This is a genomic window from Streptomyces sp. NPDC004629 (genome assembly GCF_042873595.1).
GTDB lineage: Bacteria > Actinomycetota > Actinomycetes > Streptomycetales > Streptomycetaceae > Streptomyces.
In genome coordinates, this window is the sequence record NZ_JBIALO010000002.1 from 136,094 (window position 1) to 148,701 (window position 12,608).

The 12,608-nt window shown below is 71.8% G+C and carries 13 protein-coding genes, 1 tRNA gene, 1 pseudogene and 1 riboswitch; of the genes and pseudogenes, 12 read left to right on the forward strand and 3 right to left on the reverse strand.

The genetic code is table 11. From position 1 onward, the window contains the following. Window positions 1–89 precede the first annotated feature (89 nt). Window positions 90–1,100 (forward strand): LacI family DNA-binding transcriptional regulator, encoded by a 1,011-nt coding sequence (locus tag ACFYTE_RS03555; protein ID WP_388704342.1) that lies wholly within the window; start codon window positions 90–92, stop codon window positions 1,098–1,100. Here ACFYTE_RS03555 and ACFYTE_RS03560 read toward each other — a convergent pair. Further along, window positions 1,090–1,434 (reverse strand): cupin domain-containing protein, encoded by a 345-nt coding sequence (locus ACFYTE_RS03560; protein ID WP_388704345.1) that lies wholly within the window; start codon window positions 1,432–1,434, stop codon window positions 1,090–1,092. The genes ACFYTE_RS03555 and ACFYTE_RS03560 overlap by 11 nt on opposite strands. A 98-nt stretch (window positions 1,435–1,532) precedes the next feature. Here ACFYTE_RS03560 and ACFYTE_RS03565 point away from each other — a divergent pair. Then, window positions 1,533–1,853, forward strand: a pseudogene (locus ACFYTE_RS03565) (hypothetical protein); the annotation flags it as partial. Here ACFYTE_RS03565 and ACFYTE_RS03570 read toward each other — a convergent pair. Then, window positions 1,753–2,349, reverse strand: a complete 597-nt coding sequence (locus ACFYTE_RS03570; protein ID WP_388704346.1) for a TetR/AcrR family transcriptional regulator — start codon at window positions 2,347–2,349, stop codon at window positions 1,753–1,755. The pseudogene ACFYTE_RS03565 and the gene ACFYTE_RS03570 sit on opposite strands and share 101 nt — an antisense overlap. A gap of 187 nt (window positions 2,350–2,536) precedes the next feature. Between ACFYTE_RS03570 and ACFYTE_RS03575 the strand changes: the two genes are divergently transcribed. The 6 genes from ACFYTE_RS03575 to ACFYTE_RS03600 all read left to right on the forward strand — a co-directional run bounded on the left by ACFYTE_RS03575 (window position 2,537) and on the right by ACFYTE_RS03600 (window position 7,870). Continuing rightward, the gene (locus ACFYTE_RS03575) at window positions 2,537–3,964 is read left to right on the forward strand and encodes an MFS transporter (RefSeq protein WP_388704347.1); all 1,428 of its coding nucleotides are present in this window, start codon (window positions 2,537–2,539) and stop codon (window positions 3,962–3,964) included. A gap of 45 nt (window positions 3,965–4,009) precedes the next feature. Next, a tRNA-Pro gene (locus tag ACFYTE_RS03580) sits at window positions 4,010–4,083 on the forward strand. Window positions 4,084–4,849: 766 nt separating this feature from the next. Then, window positions 4,850–6,064, forward strand: a complete 1,215-nt coding sequence (locus ACFYTE_RS03585; protein ID WP_388704349.1) for a helix-turn-helix domain-containing protein — start codon at window positions 4,850–4,852, stop codon at window positions 6,062–6,064. A 190-nt stretch (window positions 6,065–6,254) separates the two neighbouring features. Next, on the forward strand, window positions 6,255–6,419 hold the full coding sequence (locus ACFYTE_RS03590) for an ATP-binding protein (protein WP_388704351.1): 165 nt from the start codon (window positions 6,255–6,257) through the stop codon (window positions 6,417–6,419). Further along, complete coding sequence (locus ACFYTE_RS03595; RefSeq protein WP_388704352.1) at window positions 6,416–6,652, forward strand: hypothetical protein; 237 nt, start codon at window positions 6,416–6,418, stop codon at window positions 6,650–6,652. Before ACFYTE_RS03590 ends, ACFYTE_RS03595 begins: the two co-directional genes overlap by 4 nt. Before the next feature lie 255 nt (window positions 6,653–6,907). Beyond that, a complete protein-coding gene (locus ACFYTE_RS03600; RefSeq protein ID WP_388704354.1) occupies window positions 6,908–7,870 on the forward strand; it encodes an alpha/beta fold hydrolase in 963 nt (320 codons plus the stop codon). A 66-nt stretch (window positions 7,871–7,936) separates the two neighbouring features. Here the strand turns inward: ACFYTE_RS03600 and ACFYTE_RS03605 are convergent, their stop codons facing one another. Further along, window positions 7,937–8,773: a hypothetical protein gene (locus ACFYTE_RS03605; protein ID WP_388704357.1), complete on the reverse strand. Its 837-nt coding sequence runs from the start codon at window positions 8,771–8,773 to the stop codon at window positions 7,937–7,939. A 345-nt stretch (window positions 8,774–9,118) separates the two neighbouring features. On the opposite strand from ACFYTE_RS03605, the gene ACFYTE_RS03610 reads away from it, so the two are divergent. The 4 genes from ACFYTE_RS03610 (at window position 9,119) to ACFYTE_RS03625 (ending at window position 12,564) form a co-directional block, all read left to right on the forward strand. After that, window positions 9,119–9,238, forward strand: a complete 120-nt coding sequence (locus tag ACFYTE_RS03610; protein ID WP_388704359.1) for a putative leader peptide — start codon at window positions 9,119–9,121, stop codon at window positions 9,236–9,238. 97 nt (window positions 9,239–9,335) lie between these two features. Then, on the forward strand, window positions 9,336–10,226 hold the full coding sequence (locus ACFYTE_RS03615; protein WP_388704362.1) for a glutathione S-transferase C-terminal domain-containing protein: 891 nt from the start codon (window positions 9,336–9,338) through the stop codon (window positions 10,224–10,226). Between the two features lie 77 nt (window positions 10,227–10,303). Then, a riboswitch (SAM riboswitch) is annotated at window positions 10,304–10,413 on the forward strand. A 385-nt stretch (window positions 10,414–10,798) separates the two neighbouring features. Next, window positions 10,799–11,779, forward strand: coding sequence for an amino acid ABC transporter permease (locus ACFYTE_RS03620; protein WP_388704364.1), 981 nt, complete (start codon window positions 10,799–10,801; stop codon window positions 11,777–11,779). Further along, a complete protein-coding gene (locus ACFYTE_RS03625; protein ID WP_388704366.1) occupies window positions 11,776–12,564 on the forward strand; it encodes an amino acid ABC transporter ATP-binding protein in 789 nt (262 codons plus the stop codon). Before ACFYTE_RS03620 ends, ACFYTE_RS03625 begins: the two co-directional genes overlap by 4 nt. Window positions 12,565–12,608 lie beyond the last annotated feature (44 nt).

A 12,608-nucleotide genomic window follows, 5' to 3' on the forward strand; every position in this document is an offset into this window, starting at 1 on the left:
CCACATCCTGTCCAGGCCACCCTTGGAGGCAAAATCGCCGGTGTCAAGCCCTTTGACAAGCGCCCGGACCTCGTGGAACGGTCCATGGCGTGAGACCTCCGACGATTCGCGATGTGGCCGACCGGGCCGGCGTCTCCAAGTCGCTGGTCTCCCTGGTGCTGCGCGGCTCGCATCAGGTGCGCCCCGAGAAGCGGGAGGCCGTGCTGCGGGCCGTACGGGAACTCGGCTACCGGCCGAACGCCGCCGCGCGCAGCCTCAGCGAGCAGCGTTCGCGCACCGTAGGCGTGCTCCTCAACGATCTGCGCAACCCCTGGTTCGTCGACCTGCTCGACGGTCTGAACTCCCTGCTGCACGCGGGCGGTCTGCACATGCTGCTGGCCGACGCCCGCCTGAGCCGCCGCACCGGCGGCCGGCTCACCGGTCCCTTCCTCGACCTCGGGGTGGACGGCCTGGTGGTGGTGGGCACGCTGCCCGATCCGACGGTCCTCGACACGGTCGCGCAGCGGCTCCCGGTGGTCGTCGCGGGTGCCCGGGAGCCGACGCCCGCGGGCGTGGACCTCGTGGCGGGCGACGACGAGGCCGGCGCGCGCCTCGCCACCGAACACCTCATCGGGCTCGGCCACCGGCGCATCGCCCACCTCGCGGGCCACGGAGCCGTCGGCGAGCTGCGGCGGCGCGGCTTCGAGGCGACGATGCGCGCGCACGGCCTCGCGGACCAGGCGCTCGTCGAGCCCGGCGACATGACGGAGGAGGGCGGATACCGTGGCGCCGTGCGGCTGCTCGGCCGCCCGGACCGGCCCACCGCCGTCTTCGCGGTCAACGACATCGCCTCCGTCGGCGTGCTCTCGGCGGCCGGCGAACTGGGTCTGCGGATCCCCGGGGACCTCTCGGTGGCCGGGTACGACAACACGAGCATCGCCCGGCTGCGCCATGTCTGGCTCACCACCGTCGACACGGCCCCGCACGAGGTGGGCCACCGGGCCGCCCGCTTCCTCCTCGACCGCTTCGATAGGCCCGGCGGCGCCGGGCGGCTGCATCTGGCCACGCCCACGCTGCGGATCCGGGGCACCACGGCGGCGCCGCACGACCTCACAGGTTGATCGCGTACACCTTGCGCAGCGTCTCGTGCACCGTCCATGTCGTACGGTCGCCCGCGCGCAGCACGACCAGGTCACCGGGTCCGACCCGCAGTGTCGGCCCGCCCTCGACCTCGATCGTCGCGCGGCCGCTGACCACCGTGAACAGCTCGTCGGCCTCGGTGTCGGTGACGACACCCGGGGTGATCTGCCATATCCCGCGCAGCTGCCGGCCGTCGGGCGACTCCCAGACCACCTTCCCGGTCACCTCCGGTGTGCCAGCGACGATCTGCGCCGCATCGAGGGGCTCGGGTTCGAGGTCGGCGTCCGGGACGTGGAGAGCGAAGCTGTGCGTCATGGGGTGACCCTAGCGAGCCCGTGCGCCCGCCGACCGTGGACAGGGTGTGCGGCATCGGGCCCGCCGGGCAGACACTGCGTCGGGCGGCGGGCAGCGGCGCGCTCGCCTCCGTCCTCGCCCACGGTTACGCGCACTGAGCGTGGCCCGCACCGCCCCTGGGACGTCCTGCGTGCCCTGGCCGAGAGGTGCCGCTGGTCGCGGCCGTGCTGTCGACGGTGCTGATCCTCGCGGGGGCCGGCTGGCGCTGGTGGCCGCCGCACGGCATCGAGTACCCGGCGTTCGCCCTGAACATCGCGATCCTGTTCGCGCTCGGCCTGGTCACCGCCCGCTGGTCGCGACGTGGCCCGTGCGGACGCCGTCCAGGGCGATGGCCAGCACCCGGTCGCGCTGCGCGTCGTCCTCGAAGGCCGTCGCCGTGATCCCGGCGACCATCCGCAGCAGATCGCCGAACTCCATGTCCGCGCGCGCCACCCCGGCCCGCTGCGCCCGCTCCAGCAGCGGGCCGCCGGCGGCGTACATCGAGCCGCGGCAGGCCTGGAAGATCTCCGACTCGTCGTTCAGTGCCTCGCGCACCGCACGCTTGGTGACCATGTAGCCGACGAACCGGTCGAGCCAGGTGACCAGCGCCTCCCACGGCTCCAGCGCGGCGACCTCGGCGGCGGCTTGGCACAGGGCGTTGACGTCGTCCGCGTAGACGCTCTCGAACAGATCACGGCGGGTGGGGAAGTTCCGGTACAGCGTGCCGATGCCGACGCCCGCGCGGCGGGCGATGTCCTCCAGGGATGCCTCGGCGCCGTTCTCCGCGAACGCGTCGCGCGCGGCGGCGAGCAGGGCGTCGTAGTTGCGGGCGGCGTCCTTACGGTGCGGACGGCGGGACGCGACGATCTCACTGACGGGGAACTGCGGGGCGGTCACTGCTGCCTCCCGGGGCCGACCGGATTGAAGCGGAGGAATCCCTCCGGTACAGTGGAGGTGTGCCTCCACTTTAGCAGTTCGGAGTGGATCCGCCGTGGGCAGACGTGCCCGCGCCGCGACGGCACCTCCCCGACTCCTCCCTCCCGCGCCACCTTCCTGCTGCGCTCCCCTGCAAAGAGGCCCTTTCATGCCCCGGAAGTCCACCCGCCTCACGTTCGCGGTCCTCGCGACCGGTGCGGGCGTGTTCTCCATGCTGCAGTCACTGATCGCGCCGGCCCTGCCGACCGTCCAACACGCACTGCACACCTCACAGTCCACCGCGACCTGGGTGATGACGGCCTACCTGCTGTCCGCCTCGGTCTTCACCCCCATCCTCGGCCGCGTCGGCGACCTCGTCGGCAGGAAACGCACCCTCGTCGCGGTCCTCCTCGCCGTGCTGGCCGGCTGTCTGCTCGCGGCGCTCGCGCCCACCGTCGGCGTACTGATCGTCGCCCGGGTCGTCCAGGGCGCCGGCGGTGCCCTGTTCCCGCTGTCCTTCGGCATCATCCGCGACGAGTTCGCCCCGGCGCAGGTGAGCCGCAGCATCAGCAACCTGTCCGCGGTGATCGCGGCAGGCGGCGGCGTCGGCATCGTGGCCGCGGGCCCCATCGTCTCCGCCCTGGACTACCGCTGGCTGTTCTGGATACCGGTCGCCGTCGTCGCCGTGACCACGCTGATCGCCCTCCGCTATGTCCCCGAATCACCCAGCAGGGCCGAGGGGAGCGTCAGTTGGCTGGGCGCCGCGCTGCTCTCCGGCTGGCTGGTGGCGCTGCTGCTGCCGCTGAGCCAGGCGGTGCGCTGGGGCTGGGGCTCGGCCAGGGTGCTCGGGCTGTTCGCCGCCGCCGTGATCCTGTTCGCGCTGTGGCTGCGCGTCGAGGCTCGCTCCCGCAATCCGCTCATCGACCTGCGCGTCATGCGGCTGCCCGCCGTGTGGACCACCAACACCGCCGCCCTGCTGTTCGGCGCCGGCATGTACGCGATCTGGTCCTTCCTGCCCGCCTTCGTTCAGACGCCCCGCTCGGCGGGATACGGCTTCGGCGCCGGTGTCACCGCGTCCGGACTGCTCATGCTGCCGATGCTCCTCGCCATGTTCCTCTCCGGTCTGCTCGGCGGCCGGCTCACGCCCGTCCTCAGCGCCCGGGTACAGCTCACCACCGGCGCCGCGCTCGGCGCGTTCGCCTGCGGCTTCCTCGCGCTGTGGCACGACAGGCAGTGGCAGATCGGCTTGGTCTCGGGCGTGTTCGGCCTCGGCATCGGGCTGGCCTTCGCCTCGATGGCCAACCTCATCGTGGGCAGCGTGCCGCCCGCCGAGACCGGCGCCGCCACCGGCATGAACGCCAACATCCGCACCATCGGCGGCTCCATCGGGGCCGCGCTGACCAGCGTCCTGGTCACCGGCCGGCTCCAGCCCTCCGGCCTGCCCGAGGCCGCCGGGTACACGCACGCCTTCGCCCTGCTGGCGCTGCTGTGCCTGGGCGCCGCCGGCGCCGCGCTCCTCGTACCGTCCCGGCTCGGCGGCCGCCCCGCCGAGCCGGCCGCCGAACGCCCGGCACCGGCACCCGTCCGCGTGCGGTAGGGTTGACCTGCGCGATCGCGCGGAACCCACCGCGTGACACCGCACCGGGACGTGGCGCAGCTTGGTAGCGCACTTGACTGGGGGTCAAGGGGTCGCAGGTTCAAATCCTGTCGTCCCGACGTGCGAAGTCGCAGATCAGGGGCGGTTTCGGAGCAATCCGAAACCGCCCCTCGATCATTTGCGGGGACCAATTGGGCACCGGTGCTCCTCGACCGGTGTCAGCGGGTCACGACGATCGGGCTCGGCAAGGAGCGTGGTGCGCGCAGCACGCTCAGGTGTGCGAAGAGGGCGGCGCCGGCGGCCGTTTGGCTACGTGGCCGCTCACCCAGACACCCGCGGCGATCCGCCAAGGGATCAAGCTGCCCTTGGCCGTGTGGGAGGGAGTGCTCACGCGCGACCGGCTGGACCTCGCGCCCTTCCGGCAGCCCAGTGCTGACAGGTGGCGCAGCGGCAGTGGTGTGCCGCTGGGGCCCTTGGCCGTGGCCCAGATCTACACCACGAACGCGGACCCGCGGTTTGAAGGAAAGGGTCACTCGCCCCTGTGCAGACGGCGAGGCCATCAGGAACCTCAGGCACACGGCCGAGCGGATCCGTCGGCACGATGCCCCTTGATTGGCCTGCCTTGGGGCCAGGAGTCTCTGCCCGTGGGCTGATGCCCCTCGTCAGTGCCCCTGCCTTGGGGACCAGTTGCAGACCACACGGTGCCCGCGACCCCGAGCGGCACGCGCGGGGCACACGCCTGCACGGCTGTCGGAATAGGCTTGGTCCAGGGGAAGCTGGGCGATCTCCTGCGGGGGCTGTACACACACGCCCAGACGTAGACGCCGCTACGGGCGTCGCCATCGGCGGTGCTCCTTCCCGGGCATGGCGGCGTACCGTGGCAGCGTGGCAAACGAAGATCTGGGACGGACCCTGCGCCGACTGCGTCGACTGGCCTCCCTGATGCAGGAAGAGTTGGCCGAGCGCTCCGATGTATCCGTCGATGTGATCCGTCAGCTCGAACAGGGGCGGAAACACTCGGCGCGCCTCCCCACGCTTCACGCGCTGGCGAACGGTCTCGGTGTGGAGCTGACCACGCTTCTGGGCGACCCGCCTGCCGTCTCCTCCACTGGTGAGAACGACGGACCACGCTTCGTAGCGGTGCGCCGCGCCATCATGCCCGCGCTCTGGGGACCGGAGCCGGGGCCGCCAAGGCTCGACTTCTCGTTGGACCGACTGCGCGAGCAGATCGCGGACGGTTGGACGCAGTACCACGCCGCCGAATTCGACACGGTGATGAAAGCGTTGCCAGAGATGATCTCGGATGCTCGCACCGCTATGACCTCGGCCAATGACGACGATCGCAGGGCCGGTTTCGCCGCCCTGGGTAAGGCGCTTCAGCTCGCTGGACACGTCGCCGTGCGAATGGGGAAGACGGATCTCGCTCTTATCAGTCTGGAGCGCGCGATAGACGCTGCGGAACTCTCCTCGGATCCGCTGCTTCTACCGATGCTCGTCAACTCCATGGCGTGGACCTACCAACGGCAAGGGCGCTTGGAGGACGCATTGAGCATCGCTCTACGCGCCGCCGAGGACATGGCGAACGGGGGCCGCACCGACACGGCCGACGGACTGAAGGTGTGGGGCGCGCTGACCATGAGCGCCGCCACGTCAGCCGCGCGGAGCGGCGACTACGAGCGCGCGGCGGCGATGATGGAGACGGCGGAGAGGGAAGCCGCCCAGGTCACGAAGCTGCCCGCCGGTGGCGACAATCGTATGGTCAGCGTATTCAGTCCGTCGTCGGTTCGTATCGAGCGTGTCCGGCTCGCAGTTCAATATGGGCACCCGCACGACGCCTTGGCACTGGCCAAGGGGATGCGGCTGAGCAAGGACACGCCGCCGTCCTGGCGGACCTGGCTTCTCTTGGATGTGGCCCGAGCCCACACGGATATCGGGGATGCCGCTGGAGCGGTGAAGACCTTGGAGTCACTGCGCCGGGTGGCGCCGACGTGGATGCAGCACCACACGTTGGCCGTGGCCATTGTGCGTGACCTCTGGGCGCTTCCCAACCACCCGCCAGGGCTCCGGCCGTTGGCGGAGTTCCTGGGTATCAGCGAATAGCGTGGCGAAAGTGGGACGTTGCACCCCTGTCAGCGTCCTCGGCATGTCGCTTACATGAGCGGACAGTGCCCCGGCGGCCGTGCGACCGGCCCCGGGGCTCGGCCGATCTGAGGAAGCAGACCCACCTGCCGCAACCTGCAACGCGGGCACGCCCGACCGCCCTGGCGCGGCGCGGGTGCGCATCGGCGTCTTGGACTTCTCGAAGGCGCTTCCGGTGCGCAAGAACCCCGACACCGCAGACGAGAGTGGCCGCGGCCTCGCGCTTGTCGAGGAACTGGCCGTGAGATGGGGAACGGATCCGCTGCCGTGGGGCAAGCAGGTGTGGGCCGAACTGCACGGGAAGGAACGAGGATGAGCACGCGAGCAGTGATCCGGCAGGGGACGTGGACCCTGCAGCCCGACCGGGAGCCCGACGCCGAGCCGACGGCGTACGCGATGGAGTGCGCGGTGTGCGGGGAGTCCTCGGATGTATCCGAGGGCTTCGCGGACGGGCACTCTTGGGTTGTGAAGCACTGCGCCACGAACCCGTCGCACCACACCTTCCGGGAGCGCATCACGCGCCCGTGGCGTACATGGCAGCACGTGTGAGCTGACCGCCTGCCGTCGCCGCGAAGCCGCCGGCAGAACATCACTGAGCCGGGGCTGGTCGTCTCACATCCCGAAGCCCGCTGGGCGCTGCTGTCCGCTGACCTGGCGACATGGCGTGTCTCACGTGCGAGGGGCGTCGCACTGTGACGTAGCCGACTTCGGTAAGTCGATTTATTGATTTAGATTCCAGCAGCGCGTATGAGTTACGAGCACGTTAACCGGCGCCGAGGGGCTTCGCCCTGGAAAGGAGCCACTGTGGCAAGCATCCCCCCGCAGCGTGGCGGGTCCACGCGGTTGCGTGGGATCCAGGAGCCCGTCCCACGGCAGTACCGGTTCGTGCACGGCCACCGCTGGGCCTTCCGCATGGCGGGCAGCGGCCCGGCCGTACTGCTGATCCATGGCATCGGTGACTCGTCCGACACCTGGGCCGAGCTGATTCCCGAGCTGGCCCGGCACCACACGGTCATCGCCCCGGACCTGCTGGGCCACGGTTCCTCCGACAAGCCACGCGGCGACTACTCGGTCCCCGCGTACGCCAACGGCATGCGGGACCTGCTGGGAGTGCTGGACATCGACAGGGTGACGCTGGTCGGGCACTCCCTCGGCGGCGGTGTGGCCATGCAGTTCGCGTACCAGTTCCCGGGCCGGACCGAGCGGCTGGCGCTGGTGAGCACCGGCGGGGTGGGCCGCGGTGTCACCCCGGCGTTGCGCCTGGCCTCGCTGCCCGGGGCCCATCTTGGCCTGGCCCTGTTGCGGCTTCCGACGGTACGGGCGCAGACCGCCGTCGTGGTCCGGCTGCTGCGACTGCTCGACACCGGGCTCGGCGTGGACGCGCCGGATCTGTTGCGGGTGGTGGACGCGCTGCCCGACTCGGCCTCCCGCGATGCGTTCATCCGCACGCTGCGCGCGGTGGTGGACTGGCGTGGTCAGGTGGTGTCCATGCTCGACCGCTGCTACCTCACCGCCGGCATGCCGACCCTGCTGGTCTGGGGCTCGCGCGACCAGGTGGTGCCCGCCGGGCACGCCGCCGTGGCGCACGCGGCGATGCCCGGCAGCCGTCTGGAGATCTTCGAGGGCTCGGGGCACTTTCCGTTCCGCGCCGATCCGCACCGTTTTCTGGCGGTGCTGGAGAACTTCATCGCCACGACGCAGCCGGTCAGCGGAACCGTGGAGGAATGGCGGGAGCGGCTGCGCTCCGAGGGGCGCCAGGCGTATTGATCACGAGCGTTCGGCGAGCCGGTCCCGGCCGGCGGGCGCCGCGAGGCACCTGCGCGTACGGCGCCGTCAGTCGAACTCGCTGGGGTGCGGCGCCGGGGTCTTTCCGGCGAGGACGTCCCTCAGCCGCTGCGCACCCGCCCGTACGGCCGCCTCGGTGCTTGTGCGATCGGCGCCCGAGAGACCGCCGTTGACGACGGTGGCCCCGGAGGCGACCACCCGGAGCGCGGCGACGTCCGTGGTGAGCGTGGTCGGCTGCCCGTCGGCGGTGCCCTTCACCGTCACCGTGACACCCGCCCGGTCGTCGCCGGCGGTGGGCAGTGGGGCCGACACCACCTGGACGGTCCGCTTGCCGCCGTCCGAGCCGGTCGCGGTGAACTGGCCGCACTTCTGCGGCAGGCTCCGGAGCCAGTCCAGGGACTTCTTCACCGAAGCCTCGCCGTAGTCGCCGACCTGGTACAGCAGTCGGGCCCGCGGATCGGTGAACCCGGTGAGCGCCGAGGCGCCGGGCGCACGGCCCAGCAGGCTGTCGGAGTACAGGCCGTCGAGGAGCCGCTGGCAGTCGGCCGCGCCGGCCTTGCCCCTGAGGAACGCGGCGACGTCGACCTTGCCCAGCAGCAGCTTGTCCCGCCAGGAGGCGGCGTCGTTCACCTGCGTCCAGTCGTCCTCAAGGTCGGCCGCGGTGATCAGCGCGGCCTTCGCGCCCGCCCTGGTGAGCGCGGGGGTGGCGGACGGGCTCGGGGAGCGACCGGGATCGGCCGCGGCATCCGGGGGCCGCTCGGCGGCGGGGGAGGCGGACACCGTGTCGGAGGCCCCGTCGGCGTCCGAGCAGGCGCCCGCGGCCAGCAGTGACCCGGCGGCCAGGGCCGAGGCGAGGACACGCGCGGGACGGTACGGACGGTTCATCGGGGTTGCCTCCTCGCAACGCGGTACGTCCCTCCACGCCACCACCGAGCGGTCCGACCGACCAGCGTGACCGGACCGTTCGGGTGAACCGGCGCGACGACCACGCCCGGCGTCGCGGCGCGCCGTGCCGGGACGGCCAGGACCGCCTCGGCGGCGTACCCCGCGCACTCCTCGGTGTTCGGCGCCGTCGGGCCGGTGCGGAACACGACCGGCAAACGGGCGTGTCACGCCCTCTTCAGGTGCCGCACGGCGGGGCGGTGTCCCAGGGGTGGACGCCCTCTTGACGTGCCTGTGGGCGCGGAACGACACTCCAGGAGGGAATCCTAGTGAAAAGGTAGGGAAAAGATGGGGCGCCGTGGGACGAGCACCGGCCGTGGCCGCCGTGCGCCGTCGCTGCCCCTGCTGACCTCCCGCCGGCACATCGACCTGCTGCGGGTCTGCAGCGCGATCAGCCTTCGGGGCTGACCGTCCCGCGCTCCCGGCCGACCGGGGCCCCTCGCACGCACCGACCGCCGACGCTTCAGCCGCGCACACCCGCGCGCGCTCGCACCCGGGGAGACGCATGTCCACGTCCAGCACGCCGCTCGCCGCCGTCCCGTCCGCCCAGCGTCCCGCCCGCTTCCGGGGCAGGATCGGCCGGGACGCGCGCAGCGGCCACTACGCCGTGCCGCGCCGCTACCGGCTCCATCTCACGACCGCCTGTCCCGACGGCCTGCGGATAGCCGTGGGCCACAGCTTCCTCGCCCTCGACGACATCTGTCCGGTCACCTTCCTCGACGCCGTCCCCGACTGTCCCGGCGGCGGCCACTCGGCGCTGCGCCCGCTGTACGAGGCGAGCGCGCACCGCTACCCCGGACCCGCGCTCGCGCCGGTGCTCAGCGACGACTGGTCGGGGCGGATCGTCAGCACCCACGCCCCCGACATCCTGCGCGACCTCGACCGCTGCTTCGGCGACGGGCGCGACCGGCTCTACCCGTGCGGCACCGAGGCGGGGATCGAGGAGATCGAGCGGCTGTGCGCGCAGGGCATCGAGGAGGCCGCGCAGCGGGCGGGCCGGGCCGGCGCGGACGCGGCCGAGCGGGCCGCGGCGCTCGACGTCCTGCTCGGCACCCTGGCCGGACTGGAACGGCGGCTCGCCGGGCGGGAGTTCCTCGTGGGCGACGAACTCACCGCCGCCGACGTCGAGTTGTGGGTCGCCCTGGTGCAACTCGACACCGTGCACCGCCACCACCTCGACGCCGCCGCAGTGCACCGCGTGGCCGGTCATCCGGCGCTGTGGGAGCACGCCCGGCGCCTGGCTGCCCGGCCCGCCTTCGGTGCGCACCTCGACCTGGACGGCATCGCCCACCGTCATCACGCCCGCTGCGCGGGCCTGGAGGCGGCCGGCTCGGCCGTGCAGATCCTGGACTGGGCGCGGCACGCGGCCGGCGCCCCCGGTTCCCGGCGCGGTTGAGCGGCACAGGGGCCGGTCCATTCAGCGGACGGGCGTTGACATACGTCCGCCCAACTGCCTTACTTACCGCTCTGAACGGTCATGAGTGTCAGCGACAAGCCCTGGCTCGCTGGCCGGCAACCCTCGCGCCGCGGTGGGGTGCCCCAGGTGACGACCGGACCGGATGACGCTTCGGTAAGCGCGAGGGCCCCGCAGGGGCCGGAAATGCGAGTGACGCGAGTGACGGACATGTACGCAGCCGACGGGACGGCCGCCGGCCGCACCCGAAGCTGCGTACATCCGTACGCGGGTCTGCTCGTCGCCGACCGGGCGGTCGACCTGCTCCGCGTGAACAGCGCACTGTGTACCGCTTCGGGCTCTGCCCGTCGCCGGGGCTGACGCCACTTCCGGCCCCCGCGTTCCCGACGCACACCGACCGAGCGGTGTGCCGCTGCCCGCCCCTCCCCGGTCCCCGTGCCCCTCCCGTGCGCCGCGCCATGGCGCCGCCGGCTCAACGCCGTCGGCGTAGCGCCGTCGCAGCCACACGGGTCGCGCCGCGGCCCCGGGGTGCCCCGACCCCGCCGGAGCCCGCCATGACCGAACCCCCGGGCGGCGCCGTGTCCCTCACCGCGCCGCCGCCAGCAGACACACCGTCAAAATCCCTGACTGCCCAGCGAGTTGTGCCGCTGCGCCGTCCTGGCCGATGGATCGTCACGGCCGTCGTGCTGGTGGTCGTGGCACAGATCGCGCACGGACTGGCCACGAATCCCTTCTACCAGTGGGACCGTTTCCGCTACTGGTTCCTGCGCCCCACCATCCTCGACGGCCTGCTCATCACCCTCGAAGTGACCGCGCTCAGCGCCGTGCTGGGCCTGCTCGGCGGCATCCTGCTGGCCCTCGGCCGGCTCTCCGGAAGCCCCGTACTGCGCGCCGTCAGCTGGACGTACACCTGGCTGTTCCGGTCCGTGCCGCTCATCGTCGTACTGATCTTCCTCTACAACTTCTCGGCCCTGTACCGGACGGTGAGCCTCGGCGTCCCCTTCGGTCCCGCCTTCGTCACCTTCGACGAGTCGAGAGTGGCCACCGACATGGTGGTCGCCGTGGTCGGGCTCGGCCTCAACGAGGCGGCGTACGCCTCGGAGGTGGTCCGCGGCGGCATCCTCTCCGTAGACCAGGGTCAGCACGAGGCCGCCGCCGCGCTCGGCCTGCCGAAGCGCTACCAGTTCATCCGGATCGTGTTCCCGCAGGCCCTCAGGTCCATCACCCCGAACTACGTCAACCAGCTCATCGGCCTGATCAAGAGCACGTCCCTGGTGTTCTACGTGTCGCTGCTCGACCTGTTCGGCTCGGTGCAGACCATGGGCAGCACCTACCCCGGTGACATCGTGCCGCTGCTGCTGGTCGCGACCGTCTGGTACCTGATTCTCACCAGCGTCGTGTCCGTCGCCCAGTTCTACGTCGAGCGGTACTTCGCCCGGGGCGCCACCCGCACCCTGCCGCCGACGCCCTGGCAGCGCGCCCGCTCCGGCCTCGCCGCGCTGCGCACCCGACTGCGCCGGGAGGCCGCCGTATGACCGCCGTCACGCCCGCCGAACAGGCCCCCGTCGCCCTGGAGGTGCACAACGTGCACAAGTGGTACGGCGCCCACCGCGTCCTCGACGGCATCGACCTGACCGTGCGCCCCGGCGAGGTCACCGTCGTCATCGGCCCGTCCGGGTCCGGCAAGTCCACGCTGCTGCGGGTGATCAACCACCTGGAGCGGCCCGAGATCGGACACGTCAGCGTCGGCGGTGAACCGATCGGGGTCAGACGCAGCGGCAAACGGCTGAAGGAACTGAGCGAGCGGGCCATCCTCGCCCAGCGCAGCCGGATCGGCTTCGTCTTCCAGAACTTCAATCTGTTCCCGCACCTGACGGCGCTCGACAACGTCGCCGCCGCCCCGGTGGCCACCGGGCGGCTCACCCGGCCCGCGGCCCAGGAACTCGCCCGCGACCTGCTCGCCCGGGTCGGACTCGGCGACCGGACGGGCGCCTATCCGCGGCAGCTGTCCGGCGGCCAGCAGCAGCGCGTCGCGATCGCCCGCGCCCTCGCGCTGCGCCCCGGCATCATCCTGTTCGACGAACCGACCTCGGCGCTCGACCCGGAACTCGTCGGCGAGGTGCTCTCCGTCATCAAGGACCTCGCGACCAGCGGCACCACGCTCGTCATCGTCACCCACGAGATCGGATTCGCCCGCGAGGTCGCCGACCGGATCGTCTTCATCGACGGCGGACGGATCGTCGAACAGGGCCCGCCCGCCGATGTGCTCGACCATCCCCGGCACGAGCGGACCAGGGACTTCCTCAGCAAGGTCCTGTGACCACCGGCCCGTTCGCACCCTCCCGCTCCCTCGCAGCCACTCAC